We start from the raw sequence: 23,302 nt of genomic DNA, 5'->3' as shown, positions 1-23,302 counted from the left end.
TGGTAATAAAAACAAACATTTTTGTTTACGTAAGAGAGGGTTCAACGACTAATGTTCATTAACTGAACATTAACCTTTACGCCCAATGACATATTTTGACTGCTCTGAAGACATCATGCAGATAGTATATCTGGAAGCCGATGTTAATTATACTATCTACCATTTTTTTAACGGAAAAAAAATCATATTACCTACCACCCTTAAACGCCATGAAGCAAAAGAAAATCTGAGGCACTTTCTGCGGGTACATCGTTCTTTCTTACTCAACCCCGATTATATTATTGGCATGCGTAAAGAAGGCAAAAAAGTAAGCATCCAGATGGTAAACGGTAAAGAAGTTTTGGTTTCTCGCAGAAAAAAACCGATAATCAAACACCTGAAAAAACAGCAATTCCTTATTGCCTGATTAAATATTTTATAAAGCCATCAGTACTCGTTAACTGGTGGCTTTTTTATCGTTTTCCCCATCCCTGAAACCTTATTTGTAGCCCTCCCCCTTTCAGCATCTACCTATTTCTTAATAAAAATATAACAGTACTTCTTATCTATTGCGGCATTAGTTTCCGTCTTTTACGGCTCTAACCATTACAGGTTACAAATTTTGTTAAGGTATTGTGCAGAAGAGTTTTCAATGTGTAAAGTCGAAATCATCTGATGTTTCATATCTAATCCATCATCTAAAATGTTAATCAATGAAAAAATCAGTATCATTCATTTATCTTCTATTATTCGTTTCAATCGTTGGTTTTGCGCAAAAACAAAAGAAAATACAATACCCCAGAAATATTATTTTATTAATAGGCGACGGTATGGGCACGTCTCAAATCTTTGCCGGAATCGCCGCCAGTAAACTCCCGCTCAATATCGAACGGAGCAAGGTGATAGGCTTTCATAAAAACCAGGCTACCAACAATTTTATCACAGATTCGGCAGCAGGTGCTACTGCTTTTGCCACCGGAGAAAAAACCTACAATGGTGCCATTGGTGTAGACAAAGACAAGAAAAGCCTGACTACGATTCTGGAAATTGCCGAGCAAAAAGGGCTGGCCACCGGACTGGTTGCTACCTGCAATATTACCGATGCCACTCCTTCATCGTTTATTGCCCATCAGCCTGCAAGAGCCATGATGGACGAAATTGCCGCCGATTTTCTTAAAACAGATATAGATGTTTTTATTGGTGGTGGCCGGAAACACTTTGCACAGCGTAAAGATGGTAAAAATCTTGTTGAAGAGTTGCGCGCAAAGAATTATCAGATTGCCAATTCGATTGAAGAGGTACAAAAAGTTACATCTGGCAAACTGGCGGGTTTTCTTGCAGATGAAAATCCGGTAAAAATATCAGAAGGCAGAGGAGACCAGCTTTTAGTTTCAGCACAAACAGCCCTGAACATACTGAAACAAAACAAGAAAGGCTTTTTTCTGATGGTTGAAGGCTCACAGATAGACTGGGGCGGACACGCCAATGAGACACAGTACATTGTGAACGAAATGCTTGATTTTGACAAAGCCATTGGTGCGGCCTTCGACTTTGCCGATAAAGATGGTAATACTTTAGTAATTGTAACAGCCGACCATGAAACAGGCGGTTTTTCTATTAATGGGGCTAAAGATGGCATAATAGACGGTAAGTTTACTACCAAAGGTCATACGGGAGTAATGATTCCGGTTTTTGCTTATGGCAAGGGTGCCGAACTATTTTCGGGCATCTATTTCAACAATGATATTTTTCATAAAATGAAAAAGGCGTTTAAGTTCAAATAAAGAATAGTTTGGCTAAACTGATAGAAGAAAAGGGTTATCTAAACTATGCTTTTGAGATAACCCTTTTCTTCTATTAATTCACGGGTAAATTCTTGCTGATATTTTGTAGTAAAAGCACGTATGAGGACAATTATTGCTCCATTCATGCAACTCATTTAATAAAACCGTGTCATTAATGAAAGAACATAACCTTTTGTATGGCAAAAGCCCTGAACCGGAATCTTTGGGTTGATTATTTACGCTCGGCACTTACCGTATTGGTAGTGGCACATCATGCCAGTTTGGCCTACACTACCTTTGCCCGATTTGATAAAGTAGCTTATATCAGGTCAACGCATGCCGTTGTAGATAAAAAAAGATGGATAGGGCTTGATATTTTTGAGAATTTCAATGATGTCTTCTTTATGTCGTTGATGTTTCTGATAGGAGGTCTGTTTCTAATTAAAAGTATTGACAAAAAGGGCATAGCTGTTTTTATTAAAGACCGGTTTTTCCGCCTGTTTTTACCTTTTATCAGCTTAGGCACTTTACTGATGCTAATAGCCTATTTCCCGTCTTATTATCTTGCCAAAGAGAATACTCATCTGATTGCGTATGTGAAAGATTTCTTTGTAGTTGAGCAATGGCCTGTAGGCCCGCCGTGGTTTATATGGGTGCTGTTTGTTTTTAATATATTACTTGCCTTATTACACTCTACCATCAGGAAAAATAGTAGAAACATCGCTCATTTTATTACTTTGCTTCAGAATAAACCCGTGTTGTTTTTTATATTCTGGTGGGTAATCACCTGGTTGCTCTATGTACCAATAGCCTATAACATAGGTGCAGGAACATGGACAGGCTTTGGGCCATTTGATTTTCAGTTAAGTAGAGTTCTGCTTTACTTTGGCTATTTTATGCTTGGGGTTTCCATAGGCACTACCAATTTTAATCAGCAATTATTTGCGCTTACTTCACCTATTATCAGGCAATGGTGGCTTTGGCTCTTACTTGCCTTATCTGCATATACTTTACTAACTATTGTTGAACAAAAAGAAATATTAGCCAACATGGTAAAGACCAATCAATTAGGCAGTTTAAGTGGGTGGATGATTTATTTTAGTATCTATACTGCTTCATGTACACTCAGTAGCATTGCATTCTTAACAACTTTCAGAAAATTCGTACAAACATCGTTTTCATGGTGGAACTCGTTGACCGAAAACGCTTATCTCATTTATCTGACCCATTATATTTTTATTACCTCAATCCAGTTTCTTTTATTGACTTATGACATGCCTGCTTTTGTGAAATTTCTGATAACTTTCATCATTTCTCTGACTTTAAGTTGGGGATTGAGTATTTTATTACGAAAGATTAAAGTAATTAATCAGTATCTGTGAGTACAGGTTAAAAGCTATAAAATTCACAAAGCTAATATTAGTTAAATACTATTCTTATGATGAATCTCCTTTCTTAGTCGATAAGTCAAACAGTTAGGGAGATATTTTCAAAAACTCGTATTATTATCCGGTTTTTTGTCGACAAAAGGCTAAATCAATACTATTGCTACTTTTATCATATAAACTGCCTGATTTAATCTACATCGTAATTTTCTTAAAAAAATACCATATACCTTTGACTCAACAAATCAAAATCATCATTCATTTAAAATAATAAAACAATGAAAAAGTCATTCTTAATTTTAGCTCTTAGCTTATTCGCAGTTAGTTTTAGTTTTGCCTCTGCAGAAACACCTGCTATTGTAGCAAAAAAATCAGATCCAAAAATTTCAGTTCAGGATATCAGCAATTTAAGGCTGAAAGTTCTTTTCGCCAATGTTGAAAAAAGTACCGCAAGTGTTCAGATTTATAATTCCAAAGGCGATGTTTTCTATCAGGACTTGAGCGAAACCGATAAACCATTGGTATTAAACCTTTCGCATTTAGATGATGGCACCTATACCTTAGCAGTTGTTTCAGGTAGCGATAAATTATCTTACGATTTCAATATCGAAAGTCAGGTAACCCGTGTAGCAGTATTGAAAAGCAAATAATCGGATGTGTGAGTGGAAAGAAGGGCAAAGGTCGAAAGGTCTTTGCCTTTTGTGTTTATTCAACTATATAAATACTCAAAACCTTTTTAGACTACATAACTATTAAAAAGTCACAAGAAACAGGATATTTTTTTTGCAACAATTGGCTATCAGTATGTCAGGATAGATTTTTTTCAATGTATTATACCCAAACGGCTTATTAGTACCAAGCACTTTGCTATTATATCCCTGATTTCCCACAATTCCCCCTCTCCTTTCCCAACCATTCTACCTTTATACGTATCTTCTTAAAGATTCATCAGTTTTTTCAGAACCTTTGTAGCATTTCAGAATTACAGTACGACTTATCATCAAAAAACCATTAAACATTCACAAAACAATGAAAATGATGAAATTTCAAATCCGCCTGTTACTCGTAACCCTATTATGCGCTGTTTTGGCTTTTTCTTGCAGCCAGGATAACAAAATTGAACCGGATAAGAATAGTAAGCTACAAACCAATGAGCAGGAATATAACCGGATTCTTAGTACCCGCTCAACTTACAGCGGAACTACTTTTGAAATTACCAAAGTAACAAGAGAGGGAAATGTAATGAAGATTGAAGTAGAAGGGGGTTGTACCGAAGCCAATTACAAGATTGTATGGAATGGAATTGCTTTGATGTCTTACCCTATGCAGACAGGAATAGTAGTAAACTATGAAGACAAACCCGGTGAAACCTGCACCGACCCCAAGAAATTTACTTTAGAAGTTGATATGCTGAAACTCTTTGGTACTACCGATATAATTGTACATGTAGCCAACGGCTCAAAAGTAAAAGATATTTCGGTTGACCCTGATGGTTCGGTCAGCGACAGATAATTTATCAAACTTCAAAGTTCAATTTTCTACTTCTGCTGGTCTTTCATCAAACAAAGACCAGCTTTTATTCATATACCTGTGGAATGCTTGTCTGATTGTACCGCACAAGAGAAAACCTGGATTGAGGGCTGTGCCCAACACAATGCTGTTTCGCAGGAAAAGCTATTCAAACATTTCTTCGGTTTTGCTATGGGTATTTGTCTGAGATATCTGCCCGACAAAGCCCTGGCGCAAGAAGCACTCAACGATGCTTTTCTTAAAATCTTCAATCTGTTACCTTACGAATACAAAAAACTATCGTCGTTCAGGGCATGGGCAAGAAGAATTATCATTCATACGGCCATTGATTATTTCAGAAAAGAAAAGAAACATTTTTACCATAACGACCACGACCTTGAAGAGTCTTCCCAACAGGAAAACTTTTTTGACAGAGAATCAGCCGAAGAAATTATCCGGTTGCTGAATCAGCTACCTCCTTTGTGGAAAGTAGTTTTTAACTTATACGAAATAGAAGGCTATAGTCATGATGAAATTGCGCAGATGATGCACATTCCGGCTTCGTCTTGCAGAACCTATCTGACACGCGCCAAACAACAATTAAGGGTATTGATTAACACTCATAACCGAACAATGCAGTAAAATGGAACCTATTGATAAACAAACCATTGAGAAACTGAGGGCGTATGAAACTTCTTATCAAGAGGAAGCATGGGAAGAGTTTGAGCGATTCAGAAAGAAAAAGAAAAAAAGACCAGTGATTATTTTCTGGAGAATGGCCGCCGGAATAGCCATAAGTCTCACTCTTGGTTGGGGAATATATACAATCAATCAATCAGATGGTGAGCATATGACTGTAAGAGCAAGGCAACAACCCCACAATAAGTCTAAAATTGAAGATTCTAAAACCAACAAAAATACCTTAACTGAAAGTATAACTATCAGCCAGAAACCGGTCAATTCACAGAATCAGCTTACTGAAAAATCGGATGCTGTGAAAAATATTGAAGCAAATAGCGCATTAAATATGGGCAAGAAAGACGAAAATTTAAGCCTGAATAATTTGACAGAAGAAAAGCGTTTTCAGCCTGACTTGCTGCAACCACACATTTTTACGGGAGTTTTAATAAGACCCAAAAGACCTTTTATGCGTCCTTATACGAAGCAAGAATCAGAAGAAAACACCGAAAAGAAAGCCAATCCTCTACAACTAAGTATTGCCATTGCCGGCCTGGCCAATCAGGCTGCCAATATAGTAACTCAGCAGAATTTCGGATTGAGAGGAACTACTGAAATTGCTTTAAGTAACAAAACAGAGTTAAGTACAGGTATCTATATAGGTCGTGAAAATCTTAATTTACTCAATACTACTGTTCCTATGTCGTCTCCTATGGGTATGCCTCGGTTGAATCAGGCCAATTATCATTGGCTTAATGTAGAAGTACCACTTAATGTACGCTATCGTGTATGGCAAAAAGGTTCATTAGCCTTCAGTACACAGGCAGGAGTTTCTATGATGGGAGCATTTAACCAGACCTCTCAGCTTTTCTATGAAAATCAGCGGACAGTTGTATTGGTTTCAGTAAGCGAGAATGGCCAGGTGCAGGAAGTAAAAACTACTGTGATTGACAAAGAAGTAAAAAACAATAGCAGTAATGCCCAAAGAATAAGTTTAGGCACAGCCCTTAATTTCTCGTTGGGTATTCACTATCCTTTAGGTAAAAACCAATTATCGGTTGAGCCTTTTTTCAAATATCCTATCGGTGCATTTACTGCCGAAAAACTACATTACAGTACCATTGGGGTACAATTGCGGTGGAGCTTAACTATAAAGGAAAAAAAGTAATTCACGCAAAGAATTTATCTTCTAAACTTCCTTACTTTCTGCTTTTATGCTTTTCCAGCCTGTTTTAATAGTTAAAATGTTCAAAATGAGTTAAAGAAAGTCGAAAATGAGATAACCCCTGTGTTGGCTCATACCATAGCTTTGTAACATCAATTATCTATTGAATATTACATGCAAAGCTATGAACAACGATTTGCTTATTACTATTGACAAAGGCACAACCATCAGATCGAGTCAAATATTAATGCTCAAGGCAGACATTAACTATACCAATATTCTGATGGATGATGGAAGCACGATTCTCTCTTCCAGAACATTGGGTATATTCGAAAAACGGTTATATAGCTATTCGTTTTTCAGACCAAACCGCTCTGTTATTATTAATCTCAATTATATAGCAAGTTTTCAGAAAGAGTCTTTCACCATTAAAATGGAGAACGACGAACTCATCAGTATTTCAAGAAGACGAACCAAACAGTTTCTCAGAAGAATTTAACCTGATTATTCGGTATAAAGAGCTTTCGTGGTAGAAAGAATGGGATTACAGAGAGTGAATTCATAAGCTTATTATGGGTTCCTCTCTTTCCTCAGACTATCTGAACGAGCACTATTTTCAACCCATAAACTACTATTAAGTAAAAAATTTATAAGGGTTTGGTACTATTGAGTGAATAACCATTGATTAAAAGGTATTTGATGTTTTTTCAGATACCTCTTTTTTTATAGACCTTCCAGTAATAGCCTGATATTGGCAATCACTGCCTTGGCATCGTCCCGGTGAATGTAATGCCCGCTATTAGCCAGATAAATTAATGCGCCTCCTTTAGATGAAGAATGTATCAATTGCAACCATCGCTGTATATTCTTTGAGTTTTTTACATGAAAAAATCGCTCATGGTCATAGTCTGTGCTACGGTTAGCTACAGGTACTTCAAATTTCCCACCCACAAAAAAGTAAACAGGCACATTGGGTAAAGGCAAATTCTTGATTACTGCAAAATCTGTGCGTCTTAATTCGGCTAATTCCTGTCTTTCACTCCAGGGTCCGAAATTCAAAGAATCTGAACGGGAAGCTACCTGTTTAGGTTGATACAGGCGGTTATACATCATTTCATCGATTCGCTTTTCAGGCACGCCTATTTCTCTGAAAATCTGATTCCAGTCGTCTTTAGATTCAGTAAAATCTGCCGGGTCAACAAAAACCAGCCCTGCTATTTCATCCGGATAATACCCTGCAAAACTTCTGGCATAAAGCCCCCCCATTGAATGACCTACTACTACATACGGAGGGGGTATATTCATGGTCTTTAATAAGGCTTTCAGGTTTTCAGCCGTTTGCTTGGGTGTGGGCATCTGATAAATCTTGTCCGATTTCTCTACGCCCTGCCTGTTATAAGCAAATACGGGCGCTGATTTTGCTAATTCGTCAATGACTGTATTCCAGCTACCTATGCCTACACCCATACCATTTTCAAAAACAAGCACGGGGCTATTAGGTTTTCTGGTTTCAAGCCCTTTGGTAAAAACGGCGAAGTTCTTTCCGTTTACATTCACTGATTTTTCCTGAGCATCAGAAGTAAATACGAGTAGAAACAGGAAGAAGTTGAGGATGTTTTTCATTTTTTGAGTTTAGCTGAATGAGAAACTGTTTATCTTTGGAAAGATATTAAAAACTGAACTTAATACCCTAATTTTCACCTAAAAAATTAGTTGTACAGGTTTTATTGATTACAGTACAGACATTTCTTACTCTAATGACCCTTTATGAAAAAACTATTCCTTTTACTGCTCACTATTGGTTTGTTCTCAAACGACAATTATGCCCAGACAGATAATCAAATCGTTTTGGGGAAAATTGATAAGGTATACTCAAAAATACTGCATGAAGAACGGTCTATTCTGATTTATACCCCCACTAAAGACACGGACATTTTTACCAAAAAAAAGTATCCTGTTGTCTATTTATTAGATGGTGATGCACATTTTTATTCGGTTGTGGGTATGATTCACCAACTAAGTAGTGTCAATGGCAATACCATTTGTCCGGAAATGATTGTGGTTGGGATTCCGAATACTGACAGGAGAAGAGACCTGACCCCCATACAGGATAATACTTCCTCAAAGCCAACAGGTGGGGGTGAAAATTTCATGGCATTTATTGAAAAAGAACTTATACCACATATTGATTCGGTGTATCCTACCCAACCTTATAAAATGCTGATTGGGCATTCTTTTGGCGGTTTGACTGTAATGAATGCCCTGATTAATCATACCCATTTATTCAATGCTTATGTAGCTATAGACCCGAGTATGTGGTGGGCTCAGATGCGTTTTTTAAAAACTACAAAAAAAGCATTGACCGCTAACAAATACGCAGGAGTATCTCTTTACTTAGGCATAGCCAACACCATGTCTGACGGAATGACTCTTGCCAGACTCGCCAAAGACAAATTACCGGATAATAATCATATTCGTGCGATTTTCGAATTAAACAATCATCTGAAAGCCAATAAACAAAACCAGCTAAACTATAAAAGTAAATATTACCACACCGACGACCATAGTTCGGTACCACTAATAACTGAGTATGACGCACTTCGTTTTATTTTTAGCTATTATCCCGTAAAACTCACAACGAAAGACTATGATGATAACCCTCTTTTAGCAGATAAATACCAGAAACATTATGAGCTGATTTCTAAGCAATTTGGCTATCAGGTAAAGCCCGATGAGGAATCTATCAATAATATGGCATATCAGGCGCTTGGTTCAAACCAGTTTAAAAAAGCCGAAGGGTTATTCAAGCTGAATGTGGCTAATTATCCCGAAAGTTTCAATGTATATGATTCTTATGGCGATTATTTTGTAGCCAAAAAAGATACCGCTAATGCCATCATACAATTTAAGAAAACGCTGACGCTCAAAGACCACCCAGACATCAGAAAGAAATTAGAAGAGTTAACCAAAAAATAGGTCTTTTTTGTATCACGATTTTTCAAATCATCGCCCATTAAACGCAATAATTATTAAAAATATCAGTCTTTCATTAGCATAGGCATATTAACAAACCTCTACCTATACTAATGATTTGAAAAACACATATTTTTTAAATCATTACTGACAATTACAATTAGTACTTGGTGTGCTTACAACGCCCATCAGACATGGGGCACTTCCAATATATCTACCTGAACGTTTACCTATACTCTGGCAATATTTCTGACATTCTGCATCACAGGCTGACCCTTGACCTACATCAGTTACTGTTTGGCCCGGCGAACAGGTACAACAACAATCGCTCAAAGCAATGGCCCATAACAATTGCGTTTCGATACCTGTAATCTGGGTATGAGGTAATATAGAATTCATACTCCCCAGTGTTACCATAGAAAATCCACCAAAGTTGAATTGCGGGATACATCGGGCATAAGGAGCTAAAGCATTACTGGCAGTAGTTAAATGATTGGCTATTACCGACTGAATATTGGCAGGCATGGGTACTGCCCTACATTGCTGACTACTTGCCCAGGCCTGTGCAGCCCCTAAATGCACGCCTCCTACATACAAGGAAAGCATACTGACCCCATTGTCGCAACTCAGGCGCAGGCTTTGCACAACAGCCTGTAAGTCTCGTATAATACCCTCGGTTTGCTGAACAATCTGCTGAGAAGATGCCGAGGGAAGCATACTTCTCAGGCCTGTAATACGGTTTCTGTCAAACACAATACAGCCCATCATTTCTAAAGTAGCATTAAGCAGAACAAGGGCAGCATCACAAGCGGCAATGGCTTCTGCAGATAACCGTCCTGGTTCGGTAGCTGCTCTGCCCCATACAGTACCTAACGACTGGGAAGCATAATAAAAAGTAGATAGCTCGCCTCTGCAAAGTTTTTTTGTTATTCCTCCAGCCACTACAGGGCCGCTTGTGCCTGTCTTGGTCCATACCTGATTATTCCATGTAAGCTGGCTTCCGTTTGCTGAGAGGGTGGCAGTAGTATTATTCCATTCAGGCACTAAAATAGAAGTTGCCCCTGTAAAATAGCCACTTACTTTTTTACCCTGAAAATTGATAAAGAAAAAGATATTATCCTGCTCAATGGTATAGGCTCCTTGTCCATTCACTGACCAACTCCCGCTGATATTCGGAAACCCCGAAAAAGGGCTTTTTGTCCAGAGTTGATTATTCCATAAAATGGCCTGTCCATCGGTGGTAAGTACTGCAGAGGTATTCCATTCTTTGGCATATAAAGTATAATTGTTGGTAAAATACCCATTACTACTGGAGCCGCTAATGGCGAAAACTATAGAATTGCCATTTTGTGAAATACTGGCTCTCTGGTCAGTTTTTCCGTTAATATACCATGTGCCGCTCAATGAGGTTTGCGCTATACTGATTTGTAAAGACAGAGTACCAATGATACACAAGGTCCAAAAGGGTGTTTTCATACAATTAGCTATTAAATAAATAATAAAGCAAGAAAGGGTTTCTATATACAGGCTAAAAATAATGAGTAGAGAATACTTGAGGCAATCCCCTCTGGAGGGTATATTTCTTGTTATTACAACAGAGGTTAGTGCATTTTGCTATAAACATTAAACAAATTTCACTTTTACCAGTTTTATTTAGAGCTTTTGGCTTTATGTGTTAGCTATTTTATAACCTGATTACCTTAAAAAATTTTGTCATGCCTTTAAAAAACCATCTCTCCCCACTTTTCCTGTGCTGTCTATTCATTTCTCAAAGCATTTTCGGGCAAATACTCAAACCCGGATTTGATAAAGCAGAATATATTGAAACCCTGAAGATTAATCAGAAAGTACATATTGCCCTGAGCAAATGGACAAACCCCAGCGATGTGCCAGACCCACAGGAGTATAATTTTCTCTATCGCTCTCCGGTAGTAGCTTTTGACAATATATGGGACTTATGGGTACATAAAACCAAGCCATTGGCAGTTGTTTCGGTACAAGGCAGTATTCAGACCGAAGCCAGTTTTTTAGCCAATCTTTATGCTGCCATGATTCCTGCCAAAGGAGAATTACAGTTAGATAAAGACTTCAGGTTTATCTATACCCTTTCAAACAATCCCAAAGCGGCGGTGCATGTGGGTTGGTTTGTGGCAATGGCTTATTTGTCAAAAACCATTGAACATAAAATAGACTCTTGTTATCAAGCGGGAATCAAAGATTTTATTCTGACAGGCCATAGCCAGGGTGGAGGCATTACTTTTCTACTGAATGCTTATCTCGAAAATCTGAAAACAGCCAAGAAACTCCCACAAGATATCCGGTTTAAAACTTATTGCAGTGCGGGCCCGAAACCGGGTAATTTATTCTTTGCGTATGATTACGAAAACATGACTCAAGGCGGTTGGGCTTATAATGTAGTAAATACAGCCGACTGGGTGCCTGATGTACCTTTTACTGTGCAGACCGTTGATGATTTTACGGCTGTCAACCCATTTTATGGCGCAAAAGCCTTGATAAAAAAACAGAAGTTTCCAAAAAATATAGCTCTGAAGCACGTATATAAGCAAATGAGCAAGCCCAGCTTTAAAGCCCAGAAAAACTATCAGAAATACTTGGGGAAGATGGTTTCGATGGCAGTAAAAAAACAAATCCCTGATTTTATTACCCCTCAATATTACAATAGTAATTATTATGTAAGAACCGGAAATACCATTGTGCTATATGCCGACGACGAATATTTTAAATTATACAGTAACGACCCTAATAATCAGAATATATGGCAACACCATTTGCCAAAACAGTATCTGTATCTAATAGAGAAAATGAAGTAGGGAGGTTTTTCTATGCGGGTTAGCCTATGGCGTATTTCCGTTATTGATACTCTTCAGGGAACACAGTAATTTTACATTAAAAATATTCTGCCATGAAAAACACGCTACTTCTTTTATTACTACTTGTATCGGCAAAATTAGCCGGGCAATCGGTTACTATTCTGCCTACTTCTGCTGATAGTCCATTACAAATCCGAAAAAATGCCATAGGCTTAGACCATCGTAATGCTATTGGCTCGGTAGGTGTGGGGACTTATGCCAGTGCCGAAGAAGGTTATATCCAGACCCATACCAATCATCCGCTTGCATTCAGCACAAACAATACGGGTGCGCAATTGATTTTAAAAACAAATGGCTATTTTGGTATAGGCACAGATAGCCCTCAGTACTTATTAGACCTGACCCACAGAGCAAGAATAAGAACCAGTAACCAGACAGCCGGAATCTGGTTTAGTAAATCAAATAACCATGTAAATGAAGGTGCCTTTTTTGGCAATCTGAACGATACCCAGACAGGTATTTATATCGGTAATAACTGGCGTTTCAGCTTAAGTGATGCTGGTGTAGTGAATATTCCGAATCTGGCAGGTACCGGTACCCGTAATGTTGGGGCAGATGCTAATGGTAATCTGGTGGCATTAGCTGCGCCAAGTGCCGGCACAGTTGGGTTTTCTATTGCTGCCTCTGCGCCTATTACAATTCCGGGCAACAACACTTATATTTATATTGGTGGTAATGAAATTGAATATAATGTTGGTAATGCCTGGAGCAACAATCCAAATCAGTTTACAGCTCCTTCTAATGGTTTATATCATTTTACAGTAAAATTATCCTGGGGAGGTCGTGGAAACGGGCACAGAGCTTTATTTCTTCTGAAAAATTATACCGATTACATCAAAGGTAGAGCAGATTTTCCCGGAAATGACCAACCATTAAAACAATATTTTACAACCACTATTTATTTGAATGCCAATGATAAGATTCAGTTAGTAGTTCAACAAAACTCCGGGTATGACATTGGTTTAAGCGGGGAGTTGTTTGATACTACCGTTTTCAGCGGATTTAAGATAAATTAGCATACATCAGATTTATTAATGTAAATTTTTAAAGAAATTTTATAAATATTTTCTGAAAATTGAAATTTATGGTAAATTTTGAGTCTCAATATTATCTGTCCCTTTTACAACCATAAACCCATCAGAAAATGAGCCTTATTGTTACCATCATTGTTGGCGCCATTGCAGGTTGGCTGGCTGACCTCGCCTTTAAAAGTTTCAGTTTATCTCTTGTGTATCAGATACTCTTAGGCATTGCCGGAGCGCTTGTAGGCCATTGGCTATTAGACGGAGAGCTACACACCATGCTTGGTTTACCCGACATACTAAGCCGAATCGCCGAAGCATTTGTGGGTGCATCGGTAATTTTATTACTGGTCATGCTGTATAGAAGATATTCAAAAAAAGCGTGATACGCTTACAAGGATTAGTACCGTGCTTCGGTACTAATCCTATCCAAGTGCAATCATCTCATAGTTTGCCATACCTTTTTTGGCTCTCTTTTTAATACCCGGTCTCTCAGCTTCAAAAATGGTTTCTCAACCAGTTTATTCAGCAGCAATGCCGCCAATACCGAAGTAATCATACACAGTACAAACATCCATACACTCTCTTTAGCTATACTTAATTTGGCCAGTTGTTCTTGCGAAACATGCACTACAACTTTATGTGTCAGGTAAAGTGCATAAGATAAGGCCGCAATATGAGAAGTAATTTTTGAGGAGAACCTATATAAAAATACTTTCGGGCTAATCGCTGCCATCACTCATATTCAAGGCGGATTAAATGAAAGCCCGATTTACTTATCAGATAAAGCCAGTGAGGGCTTGGAAACATGAGGCTGTAATGGCAATAAAAACAGAGAAAATGGCCAATGCAAGCAGATGTGTTCAAGCCCGGTAAACTTTTGTTTATTAGAGAGTTTTTTCAACTCCCGGTGTAAGGTCATACAATTTTTGGGGTGTTAATTCGTGCGTATCAGGAAAGCTGAATTTAAGGACAATTCACCCGAAAATCAGGCATAAATATAGGCTAAAGCGTTTTATTTTTTTTAATATGTGTACCATTACTACTTTTTAGCAATGAGCAATTAAATAAATATTTTATTGTTAAAACAAATGTTATATTTGCTTCTTAACTTTCTCTTCTTATGCCTAACCCGTTAATTTGTTTGTTGATAGACGATGATCAGGATGATCAGGAAATCTTTATACTGGCTTTAGAAGACTCAGGTCTGAATATGCAGTGTGTCATTAGCCATAATGCCAGCGATGCCCTACAAAAACTCATTGAAGACGACACTTTTTTACCCAATTATATTTTTCTTGATTTGAATATGCCACGTATCAATGGCATACAATTACTCACCGAAATAAAGAAAAATTCTCGCCTCAAACACATTCCTGTCGTTATTTACTCTACCTCTGCACACCCTAAAGACAAAGAAGTTACCCAAAAACTGGGGGCGGCTGCTTTTATTACCAAGCCATCAGGCATTAAAGAACTTTCGCAGATACTAAAAGATTTGTTTCAAACACATGTACAACCTGCTTACTAATAAGCGCTAAACACAGGGCACTCAGACTATGAAAAATGAAGCCGTAAAAATTATAAAAGCCAAGAAAAAATTTATTCTCGAACAATGGTTTCAGAATCAGGTAGAAAATGATGGTTTACGAGAAGATTTAATTACCAATGAAGACCAACGTATCCAATCAGAAGAATTACTGAATTCATTCGCTGCCAGTCTCAGTGAGTCTAACTTTGATAATGCTCAGTCGAGAGATTTTGAGAAAGTGGAAGAAATCTTATCAGGCATTGCTATTGCCAGAGCCAGAAGAGGTTTTTCACCACGTGAAACCGGTGCTTATGTTTTTAGCTTAAAATCGGCTATCTTAAAAACATTATCAGAAGAGATTTCAGACGCTAAGGTATTATATACCGAGAGTATGCGTATCAATAGCCTTTTAGATAATTTCAGTATCGTTACTTTCGAAACTTTCATCAAAGGCCGGGAAGATGTGATTCTTCGCCAGACAGATGAGATTACTGAAATATCTACACCTGTTATTAAGGTATGGGATGGTATTCTGGCTTTACCGATTATCGGTACACTTGACAGTTCTCGTACCCAGATAGTAATGGAAAACCTTTTACAGGAAATTGTTGAAACAGGTAGTTCTATTGCTATTCTTGATATTTCGGGGGTACCAGCCATAGATACGTTAGTGGCTCAACACTTAATTAAAACGGTAAGTGCGACACGCCTGATGGGGGCAGAATGTATCATTAGCGGTATTCGTCCTGAAATTGCACAAACGGTTGTACACTTAGGCATTGATTTATCTGAAATCATTACCAAAGCCAGTTTAGCCAGTGCCTTAAAAACAGCTTTTGGTATGTTAGAATTAGAAGTAAGAAAAAAGGCCGTTCCTAAAACTATATAATACACCTTGCAGTACACATAAATTTGTATGGATAGAATTCCTATTCTTAAGATGGGTGATTTTTTGTTGGTCACCATTCAGGTTGATTTATATGATCAGTTAGCCGAAACACTTGAATCAGATTTAGCACAGATGGTAAAAAAGTACAGCTCTAAAGGAGTACTGATAGATATCTCTGCTGTATCAATCATTGATTCTTTTATGGGGCGTATTCTTGGGAATATCTCCAATATGTCGAAAATCATGGACGCTGAAACCGTAGTAGTAGGGATGCAACCTGCTGTGGCTATTACCTTAGTCGAGCTGGGCTTACCTCTGAAAGGCATACATTGCGCTCTGAATGTCGAAAGAGGAATGGAATTATTACGTTCTAAAGTTATACTCGACACGCCAGAAGACGACGAAGATGATAGTAACCCTGAGTAAAGACAGTATCAGGATAGCCAGAGAACAGGACACAATTTTTTTACGCAACCGGGTAAAGGAATGGGCTACTAAAATTGGTATGGGCTTAGTAAACCAGACCAAACTCATTACAGCTGCCAGCGAACTGGTACGTAATATGCTGAAATATGCCGGAGGCGGCACTGTTGATATTGAAATTGTAAGTAAAGGACGTGAAAACGGCGTAAAATTGGTTTTTAGAGATAAAGGGCCGGGCATTAAAGATATTAATCTGGCTATGCGAGATGGCTATACTACAGGTAAAAGTTTAGGATTAGGACTGCCGGGAACCCGAAGATTGGTGAGTGAATTTGATATTCAATCGGTAGTCGATGAGGGAACAACCATCAGCATAATCAAATGGAAAAATGGATAACAATTTTTTCTTTAGCCAGAAGGTTGAAGACCGTAGCTATCTCTCTTTTATTAAAAGAGAAATACATAGCCTGATTAGCAAAACAGAATTCTCGTCGATGCGTGCAGGAGAGTTAGACATAGTAGTATCAGAACTACTGTCTAACCTGATTAAACATGCAGGTGGTGGCGAAATATTTTATAAATTGAGTAAAGACGAAAACAATTCAAAGGTTTTTGAGATTTATTGTATAGATAGCGGCCCCGGCAATAATAATATGGGTAAAATGATGAAAGATGGAGCGTCTTCATCTAATACATTAGGGCATGGTTTAGGAGCTATTGATCGTTTGAGTAATTTTTTTCAGATTTATTCGGTGGCCGGCTGGGGAACAGTGGCCTATGCAAAAATATTAATGGACCAGGCTCAGAAAAAGATTGTTCAAACCAAAAATGAAATTCAGTTAGAAACATTACAGGTATGTATGCCGGGCGAAGAGGTTTGTGGTGATGGGTATCAGCTGAGAAAAATCAACGATGAAATTCAGATTTTTTTAGGTGATGGTTTAGGGCATGGACCCAATGCACATGAGGCAGTACAAACTGCTATTGAGGCGTTTAATCAGTGTGCCGAAACTGAGCCGACAGATATACTAAGGTTTATGCACCAGAAAGTAAAAAAAACGAGAGGTTTAGTTGGTACTATAGCCAGTTATAACTATACAAAAAAAGAGTGGAAAATATGTGGAGTAGGCAACATTACAACAAGATTATATGAAGGATTAATCAGTAAAAAGGTAATGTCTCACAACGGGATTATCGGGCTCAATATACCATCTTTTATGAATGCTCACGTGCTAACCAATATAGATTATCAACATATCTTTATGTATTCAGATGGTATCAGAAATCACTGGGATTTACATCAGTATCCGACAATCCTGAAATATGCTCCTCCTATTATTGCCGCTGCCATTTTTAAAGATAATGCCCGGCGAAACGATGACATGACGCTGTTGGTAGGAAAAGTAAATTAAGTAACCCGATGGAAGAAATCATAAGAATCAATCTGGACAACGAAATGGATTTAATCATTGTTCATAAACGAACGATGAGACTGGCCGAACTGTGTGGACTTTCTATTGCTTCTCAAACTACTTTCGCAACTGCCGTATCAGAGGTTGCCCGATTGGCTATCAGCTATGGAGATAAATCTTATATCATATTAAGCATTCATTCGCTTCGGTTGAATCAGAAAGAAATAGTGGCTACTATCTTTGATAAAGTTGACCTGAAAGCTATCAACTCAGAGGCTTTTGCTTATGCCCGTCGTCTGCTTGGAGATATTCAGACTGAATATAAGGATTATTATCATGTAACTACACTAAAGTACCGTGTTCAGTTCGGGGGTATTATTTCCAAAGCTAAAATTGAGTCATTCAGAGAATACTTCAAAAATGAGCCTTCTATTTCGGCTTACGATGAAATACGGAAGAAGAATATTCAGTTATTAGAATTAATTGACAAAGTGGCTGAAAGCGAAAACCGATACCGGATGTTGAGCGATAATTTGCCACTGATGATGTTTGTGATTAATAACGATGGAAAAATAAGTTATGCTAATAAGTGGCTGAAAGAATTCATAGAAGGACAGGGGCTAACGCTTACGAATATTACATGGTTTTCTTTATTGCATCTGCCCGATTACCGGGGGTTTTATGCCGATTGGGAAAAGGCCATTCTTACCAAAACGATTTTTAAAGCACAAGGCAGGTTAAAACAAAGAGAAAATCTGATATGGCACCTGATTTCGATGATGCCTGTAAAAAACGACAATGATTTAGTAACCAACTGGATTGGTTTTTTTGTAGATATACATGCGCAGAAAGTTGTTGAAGAAACGCTGCGAGACAATAAGGCATTAAAAATGATTCAGCAGGAGTTGTTGTCTCACCAGAAAGAACTCGAAGTAAAAAATACGACGCTTTCAAGGCAAAATGATTTCATAGAAACTGTACTCGATTCTTCAGTCGATTACATATTGGCGGTGGATTCTGATTTCAGAATTATCACTTTTAATCATAACTATGAGGTACTCACCAGCAAAAAAAGAGAAGAAGTATTAGGCGAAAAACTCACAGATGTTTTTCCGGTGCTTAAAGATAACGGTACTTATGAATTAATTCAGGCAGCACTTGCCGGAGTACCTAATCATACGCCAGTCTATCAATCTGTAATATCTTATAGATTCTACGAAGTATTTTATATTCCGCTATCAGATGATACAGACGAAATTTATGGGGCTGTTGTATTAGGCAGAGATATTACCGACCATATGCAACACGAGCAGAAGCTGAAAGCCATGAATGAAGAGTTGTTGCTCCGGAACAATGAGCTCGAACAGTTTGCTTATATAGCCAGTCACGATTTACAGGAGCCTTTGCGCAAAATCAAAACATTCTCCAAGTTGCTTCATGAGTCTTTGGAATTGAATGATAAGCAAAAAGATTATTTCAATAGAATCATCAATTCGTCGAACCGAATGTCTAATCTGATTAAAGACGTATTAGATTTTTCGCGATTATCAATAACTGATGAACAATTTGTTGCTGTTGATTTGAATGAAGTATTAAATTTGGTGAAAGTTGACTTTGAATTATTGATTGAAGAAAAAAGTGCTGTTATTCATAGCGATACACTTCCTGTTGTACCAGGTATTCAGTTACAACTCACCCAGCTATTCTTTAATTTATTGAGCAATGCGCTCAAATTCTCCAAAAAACAACCTGTGATAACTATTAAAAGCCGGAAGCTGAATTTTGATGAGATAAATAGTATCATTGACTTAGATGCCAACAAAAATTACTACCTGATAGAGTTTCAGGATAATGGCATTGGTTTTGAGCAACAATATGCCCGACAGATTTTTACTATTTTCCAAAGATTGAATGATAAGCAATCGTATGCCGGTACAGGTATAGGGCTGGCTCTCTGCAAAAAAATTGTTGAAAATCATAACGGCTATATAACTGCCACCAGCGAATTAGGCGAAGGAGCAACATTTCATGTATATTTACCTGCTGAGTAATATCTGTTCTCTTAATAGCTACTGTCTCCTTGAAAAACCGCATTATCTTTTACCTCTCAAACGATGTACATATTCTTGATTTAGCAGGCCCTTTGCAGGTCTTTTATGAATCAGGTGAGTATGGTATTCCTTATGAAATACGCTTCGTTTCCGACCAGAACAAGAAACAATTTTCAGCGGGTTTATTTTCAGATAAGCTTACCGATTTTGCTGCTATTGAATTCGACAAAGACGATATTCTGATGATTCCGGGTTTCAGTATTCAATCCAATCTGGAGCCAAACAAAAGTTTTGACGACTGGCTGAGAAAAGCCTTTGAAAACAAAATAACTATCTGCTCGGTTTGCACAGGTGTTTTTGCGCTGGCAAGGGCAGGCATCTTAAACGGCCTTGAATGTACTACACACTGGAAATACATTGAAGCCCTGCAAAGGCAATACCCGAAGGTAAAGGTGATGAAAAACCGCTTATTCGTAAAAAATGATACTATTTACACAAGTGCAGGAATTACGACCGGTATTGACCTGGCGTTATTTCTGATAGAAGAAAGACACGGGGCAAATTTTGCCTATCAGTTAGCCAAAGAACTGGTGATGTACCTACGCCGTGATAGTGCCGACGGTCAGGAGAGTATCTATGTACAATACCGCCAGCATATCAATTACCAGGTTCATTCAGTACAGGAGTGGCTTATTCATCACTTACATCAGAAAACCTCTATTGAAGCCTTAGCCGAAAAAGTAAATATGAGCCCGAGAAACCTGACCCGTCTGTTCAAGGCTAAAACCGGAATTACCATAGGCGAATATGTTGAAAAGTTAAGGGTAGAAAAGGCATTGCAACTCTTAAAAAGAAACGAAAAAATGACCACTATCTCGCAGGAGTGTGGCATTAACCATCCGCACCAATTAGCTACCATTCTCAAAAAGCATACAGGGTACATTCCTAAAGAACTCAAAAAGCTGTCCTGATTCTGACTATTATTGTCCTTTCGTTACCTGTTACAATAGCCTAATTTTGTAGAAAAAACAAAATAATGAAAGCTATTCTCACTTACATTCTCCTTTTTGTGTCGGTGCTGAGTTTTGCACAGACAGCAAGTACTGACCCTTTCGTTTGTCCACCCTGCGATAATGATTGCGATAAACTTACTTTCAATGAAGCAGGCAGATGCCCTCATTGCGGCATGGAATTAATTCAGAAAAGTAAACTCCCCAAGAAAAAAATGACAATCTGTTTTTATTTGCAGGATGGCGTAGAAGTTCTTGATTTTGCCGGGCCTATGGAGGTATTCTCTTATGCAGGAGCTAAAATATTTACTGTTTCTAAAACCAGAAGCCCTATCAAATCGCAGGGGATTCTGAAGGTAACGCCCGATTATGCTATTACCGATGCTCCACCTTTTGATATACTGGCTGTTTTTGGTGGTAATTCGGGCGTTGCCTCTGAAGACCCCGAAGTTATAGCCTGGATAAAAGCCCGAAAACCTACTACACAATATTATTTCTCGGTTTGTACAGGTGCTTTTATCTTAGGAAAAGCAGGTCTTTTAGATAACCTGACCGTAACTACTTTTCATGAAAGCATAGACAGGCTACAAAAAGCCGTACCAAGTGCCAAAGTGTTATCCAACGCACGTTTTGTAGATAATGGTACCATTATCACTACCGCCGGAATTTCAGCAGGTATTGATGGAGCCTTGCATCTGGTAGAAAAGCTGGGAGGAAAAGAAGCAGCTAAAAGAGTAGCAACTTATATGGAGTATGATAAATGGGTACCTGAGCAGGGTCTAATAATACCCCCCCGCCCCTAAAGGGGTGCTTCATTACAGCGAAAAAGTTCGAATACTGTTTTTTACTCCCCTTTAGGGGTCGGGGCAAAAAAAAAGGTGGTGAAACACAATGTTAGCTTTTGCTTGTGGAGTATGTATTAACTCCCTCGTTGTGTGTTTCACTACCCTTTTTATGTATAATTAAAGCCTATTGGCAATAATCCGCTATTAATTTTGTAACCTGATTAGAAACGGTTTGTATCTGTATCACGGTTTCTTCTGTCAGCATCTTCGTCGATTTCTTCAGTTTCTGAATAATCTGCATCGGCGTTTCTGTTCATACCTTCTCTGTCGCCACGGTCACGATCCCGGTCTCTGCCTTGTTGGCTTGAGTTCCATTGGTCTGACTGACCTTGTTGGCCTGTGTTAGTATTACTTTGTTGGCCTTGGTTTGGCATATCTCTGTTACCACTTTGCTGGCTACCTGACTGTTGGTCTTGTTGCCCTTGGTTCCAGTTTTCTTGCCCTTGCTGGCCTTTATTCATATTTGATTGTTGACCTTGTTGGCTGGCATTTCTGTCGCCTTGTTGTTGGCTGCCAGACTGTCCTTGTTGGCCTTGATTCCAGTTTTGTTGCCCTTGTTGGTCTTTATCACTACTTGATTGTTGGCCTTGTTGACCTGTGTTTCTATTTCCTGATTGTTGAGTTGACGTATTTTTTTCGTCTTCCCTTGGCTTATTTTCTTGCGTTGCCATAATTTTAAGTTTTTTGAGGTTAATAGATAAAAGAGAAAATCGTTTTTCTCCTATTTATTCTACAAAAAATTCTATGCCACCTCTCAGATTATTATCCAAAAGGGTCATTCTATTTTGGCGTGGCATAGAATCCTCAAATTTTATTTAGACTGGGTAAAAATTTAGGCAAAAAACGTATGCCTGTATTATACGTAAATCTCCTGCTTACTGGCTTGTATTTTTATAATATCAGAGGGTGACATACTGATTTTTCTATAGGAGACAATTATATGAATCATTATATTGGTTGTTCAGGCTTTTCTAACAAAGACTGGAAAGGTTTTTTTTACCCTGATAATCTCTCGTCAAAAGATTATCTGACTTTTTACTCAGAGAATTTCAATGCTGTAGAAATTAATTCTACATTCTATCGCAAACCCACCAGTAAAACGCTTTTAAACTGGTACGAACAAACCCCTGCTGATTTTCTTTTTTTTATTAAAATTCCACAAACTATCACACATATCAATCAACTGAAAAATGTGCGTCAGGAAGTGAACGAGTTTTGTAAACACATGAGCACCAATTTAAAAGAAAAATTGGGAGGTTTCCTGTTTCAGTTTCCACCTTCTTTTGTCTGTGATAAAGAAAACATGAGCAACGTACTGAATGGGCTCAATCCAAGGTTTTTAAATGTAGTTGAGTTCAGACACAAGTCCTGGTGGAACGAGGGAATTTATGAATTTCTAAAAGAACAAGGCATTATTTTTTGTGGGGTAAGTATTCCTAAAGATGTGCCTGATGATGTAATTATTAATCATCCTGATACCTTATATTATCGGCTTCATGGAACACCCATTCTGTTTAAATCTGAATATAGTGAAGAGGAATTACAGATTTTAGCTGAAAAAATTATAGCAAGTAATAAAAATGCTTTTGTGTTTTTTAATAATACCTGGGGAACTGCTGCCATAAAAAATGCCTTGTATTTGCAAAAACTATTACGATCTAACCATTACTTTTCTTAATTTTGAGCTTATGAGAATGGCTCCGATGCTCTAATATCTTCCCGATGTCTTTCTGACATTTGCTGCCTTTTTACAAA

The 23,302-nt window shown here is 38.0% G+C and carries 25 protein-coding genes; 21 read left to right on the top strand and 4 right to left on the bottom strand.

From position 1 onward, the window contains the following. The first annotated feature begins 85 nt into the window (after window positions 1-85). The 8 genes from EWM59_RS22395 to EWM59_RS22360 all read left to right on the top strand — a co-directional run bounded on the left by EWM59_RS22395 (window position 86) and on the right by EWM59_RS22360 (window position 6,999). The gene (locus EWM59_RS22395; RefSeq protein ID WP_130023487.1) at window positions 86-406 is read left to right on the top strand and encodes a LytR/AlgR family response regulator transcription factor; all 321 of its coding nucleotides are present in this window, start codon (window positions 86-88) and stop codon (window positions 404-406) included. A gap of 286 nt (window positions 407-692) precedes the next feature. Beyond that, window positions 693-1,763 (top strand): alkaline phosphatase, encoded by a 1,071-nt coding sequence (locus EWM59_RS22390; RefSeq protein WP_130023486.1) that lies wholly within the window; start codon window positions 693-695, stop codon window positions 1,761-1,763. Between the two features lie 197 nt (window positions 1,764-1,960). After that, window positions 1,961-3,145 carry an acyltransferase family protein gene (locus EWM59_RS22385; protein WP_130023485.1) on the top strand — a complete coding sequence of 395 codons (1,185 nt, stop codon included), beginning with the start codon at window positions 1,961-1,963 and terminating at the stop codon, window positions 3,143-3,145. A 281-nt stretch (window positions 3,146-3,426) separates the two neighbouring features. After that, entirely contained in the window at window positions 3,427-3,798 is a 372-nt protein-coding gene (locus EWM59_RS22380; RefSeq protein ID WP_130023484.1) for a DUF3244 domain-containing protein, read from the top strand. Between the two features lie 385 nt (window positions 3,799-4,183). Further along, window positions 4,184-4,660 carry a hypothetical protein gene (locus tag EWM59_RS22375; protein WP_130023483.1) on the top strand — a complete coding sequence of 159 codons (477 nt, stop codon included), beginning with the start codon at window positions 4,184-4,186 and terminating at the stop codon, window positions 4,658-4,660. 78 nt (window positions 4,661-4,738) lie between these two features. Beyond that, window positions 4,739-5,299: an RNA polymerase sigma factor gene (locus EWM59_RS22370; RefSeq protein ID WP_229239415.1), complete on the top strand. Its 561-nt coding sequence runs from the start codon at window positions 4,739-4,741 to the stop codon at window positions 5,297-5,299. Between the two features lies 1 nt (window position 5,300). Next, a complete protein-coding gene (locus EWM59_RS22365) occupies window positions 5,301-6,503 on the top strand; it encodes a hypothetical protein (protein ID WP_130023482.1) in 1,203 nt (400 codons plus the stop codon). Window positions 6,504-6,684: 181 nt separating this feature from the next. Then, window positions 6,685-6,999: a LytR/AlgR family response regulator transcription factor gene (locus tag EWM59_RS22360; protein WP_130023481.1), complete on the top strand. Its 315-nt coding sequence runs from the start codon at window positions 6,685-6,687 to the stop codon at window positions 6,997-6,999. Window positions 7,000-7,223: 224 nt separating this feature from the next. Here the strand turns inward: EWM59_RS22360 and EWM59_RS22355 are convergent, their stop codons facing one another. Beyond that, window positions 7,224-8,123, bottom strand: coding sequence for an alpha/beta fold hydrolase (locus EWM59_RS22355; protein WP_130023480.1), 900 nt, complete (start codon window positions 8,121-8,123; stop codon window positions 7,224-7,226). Between the two features lie 144 nt (window positions 8,124-8,267). On the opposite strand from EWM59_RS22355, the gene EWM59_RS22350 reads away from it, so the two are divergent. Beyond that, entirely contained in the window at window positions 8,268-9,476 is a 1,209-nt protein-coding gene (locus tag EWM59_RS22350) for an alpha/beta hydrolase-fold protein (RefSeq protein WP_130023479.1), read from the top strand. A gap of 141 nt (window positions 9,477-9,617) precedes the next feature. Here EWM59_RS22350 and EWM59_RS22345 read toward each other — a convergent pair whose 3' ends face one another. Continuing rightward, the gene (locus EWM59_RS22345) at window positions 9,618-10,949 is read right to left on the bottom strand and encodes a hypothetical protein (protein ID WP_130023478.1); all 1,332 of its coding nucleotides are present in this window, start codon (window positions 10,947-10,949) and stop codon (window positions 9,618-9,620) included. Between the two features lie 239 nt (window positions 10,950-11,188). Between EWM59_RS22345 and EWM59_RS22340 the strand changes: the two genes are divergently transcribed. From EWM59_RS22340 to EWM59_RS22330, 3 genes are all read left to right on the top strand, one after another. Further along, window positions 11,189-12,304, top strand: a complete 1,116-nt coding sequence (locus EWM59_RS22340) for a lipase family protein (RefSeq protein ID WP_130023477.1) — start codon at window positions 11,189-11,191, stop codon at window positions 12,302-12,304. A gap of 92 nt (window positions 12,305-12,396) precedes the next feature. Continuing rightward, window positions 12,397-13,380 (top strand): C1q-like domain-containing protein, encoded by a 984-nt coding sequence (locus EWM59_RS22335; protein ID WP_130023476.1) that lies wholly within the window; start codon window positions 12,397-12,399, stop codon window positions 13,378-13,380. 128 nt (window positions 13,381-13,508) lie between these two features. After that, window positions 13,509-13,772 (top strand): GlsB/YeaQ/YmgE family stress response membrane protein, encoded by a 264-nt coding sequence (locus EWM59_RS22330; protein ID WP_130023475.1) that lies wholly within the window; start codon window positions 13,509-13,511, stop codon window positions 13,770-13,772. A 53-nt stretch (window positions 13,773-13,825) separates the two neighbouring features. On the opposite strand, the gene EWM59_RS22325 is transcribed toward EWM59_RS22330, so the two are convergent. Beyond that, window positions 13,826-14,122 carry an acyltransferase gene (locus tag EWM59_RS22325; RefSeq protein WP_130023474.1) on the bottom strand — a complete coding sequence of 99 codons (297 nt, stop codon included), beginning with the start codon at window positions 14,120-14,122 and terminating at the stop codon, window positions 13,826-13,828. 387 nt (window positions 14,123-14,509) lie between these two features. Between EWM59_RS22325 and EWM59_RS22320 the strand changes: the two genes are divergently transcribed. From EWM59_RS22320 to EWM59_RS22285, 8 genes are all read left to right on the top strand, one after another. Then, window positions 14,510-14,917 (top strand): response regulator, encoded by a 408-nt coding sequence (locus tag EWM59_RS22320; protein ID WP_130023473.1) that lies wholly within the window; start codon window positions 14,510-14,512, stop codon window positions 14,915-14,917. Between the two features lie 28 nt (window positions 14,918-14,945). Beyond that, the gene (locus EWM59_RS22315; RefSeq protein WP_130023472.1) at window positions 14,946-15,806 is read left to right on the top strand and encodes an STAS domain-containing protein; all 861 of its coding nucleotides are present in this window, start codon (window positions 14,946-14,948) and stop codon (window positions 15,804-15,806) included. Between the two features lie 27 nt (window positions 15,807-15,833). Then, window positions 15,834-16,232: an STAS domain-containing protein gene (locus EWM59_RS22310; RefSeq protein WP_130023471.1), complete on the top strand. Its 399-nt coding sequence runs from the start codon at window positions 15,834-15,836 to the stop codon at window positions 16,230-16,232. Further along, on the top strand, window positions 16,213-16,626 hold the full coding sequence (locus EWM59_RS22305; protein WP_130023470.1) for an anti-sigma regulatory factor: 414 nt from the start codon (window positions 16,213-16,215) through the stop codon (window positions 16,624-16,626). Before EWM59_RS22310 ends, EWM59_RS22305 begins: the two co-directional genes overlap by 20 nt. Continuing rightward, complete coding sequence (locus tag EWM59_RS22300; RefSeq protein WP_130023469.1) at window positions 16,619-17,641, top strand: ATP-binding protein; 1,023 nt, start codon at window positions 16,619-16,621, stop codon at window positions 17,639-17,641. Before EWM59_RS22305 ends, EWM59_RS22300 begins: the two co-directional genes overlap by 8 nt. Window positions 17,642-17,649: 8 nt before the next feature. After that, a complete protein-coding gene (locus EWM59_RS22295; protein WP_130023468.1) occupies window positions 17,650-19,692 on the top strand; it encodes a sensor histidine kinase in 2,043 nt (680 codons plus the stop codon). 29 nt (window positions 19,693-19,721) lie between these two features. After that, window positions 19,722-20,663, top strand: a complete 942-nt coding sequence (locus EWM59_RS22290) for a GlxA family transcriptional regulator (protein WP_130023467.1) — start codon at window positions 19,722-19,724, stop codon at window positions 20,661-20,663. 65 nt (window positions 20,664-20,728) lie between these two features. Beyond that, window positions 20,729-21,505 carry a DJ-1/PfpI family protein gene (locus EWM59_RS22285; protein ID WP_130023466.1) on the top strand — a complete coding sequence of 259 codons (777 nt, stop codon included), beginning with the start codon at window positions 20,729-20,731 and terminating at the stop codon, window positions 21,503-21,505. Window positions 21,506-21,708: 203 nt separating this feature from the next. Here the strand turns inward: EWM59_RS22285 and EWM59_RS22280 are convergent, their stop codons facing one another. Next, window positions 21,709-22,218 carry a hypothetical protein gene (locus EWM59_RS22280; RefSeq protein WP_130023465.1) on the bottom strand — a complete coding sequence of 170 codons (510 nt, stop codon included), beginning with the start codon at window positions 22,216-22,218 and terminating at the stop codon, window positions 21,709-21,711. Window positions 22,219-22,487: 269 nt separating this feature from the next. Between EWM59_RS22280 and EWM59_RS22275 the strand changes: the two genes are divergently transcribed. Then, window positions 22,488-23,225 carry a DUF72 domain-containing protein gene (locus tag EWM59_RS22275; protein ID WP_130023464.1) on the top strand — a complete coding sequence of 246 codons (738 nt, stop codon included), beginning with the start codon at window positions 22,488-22,490 and terminating at the stop codon, window positions 23,223-23,225. Window positions 23,226-23,302 lie beyond the last annotated feature (77 nt).

The organism is Emticicia agri, assembly GCF_004168285.1.
Classification (GTDB): Bacteria; Bacteroidota; Bacteroidia; order Cytophagales; family Spirosomataceae; genus Emticicia; species Emticicia agri.
The sequence above is the reverse complement of the archived record's forward strand: the minus strand, read 5'-3'. Positions and strand labels throughout refer to the sequence as shown.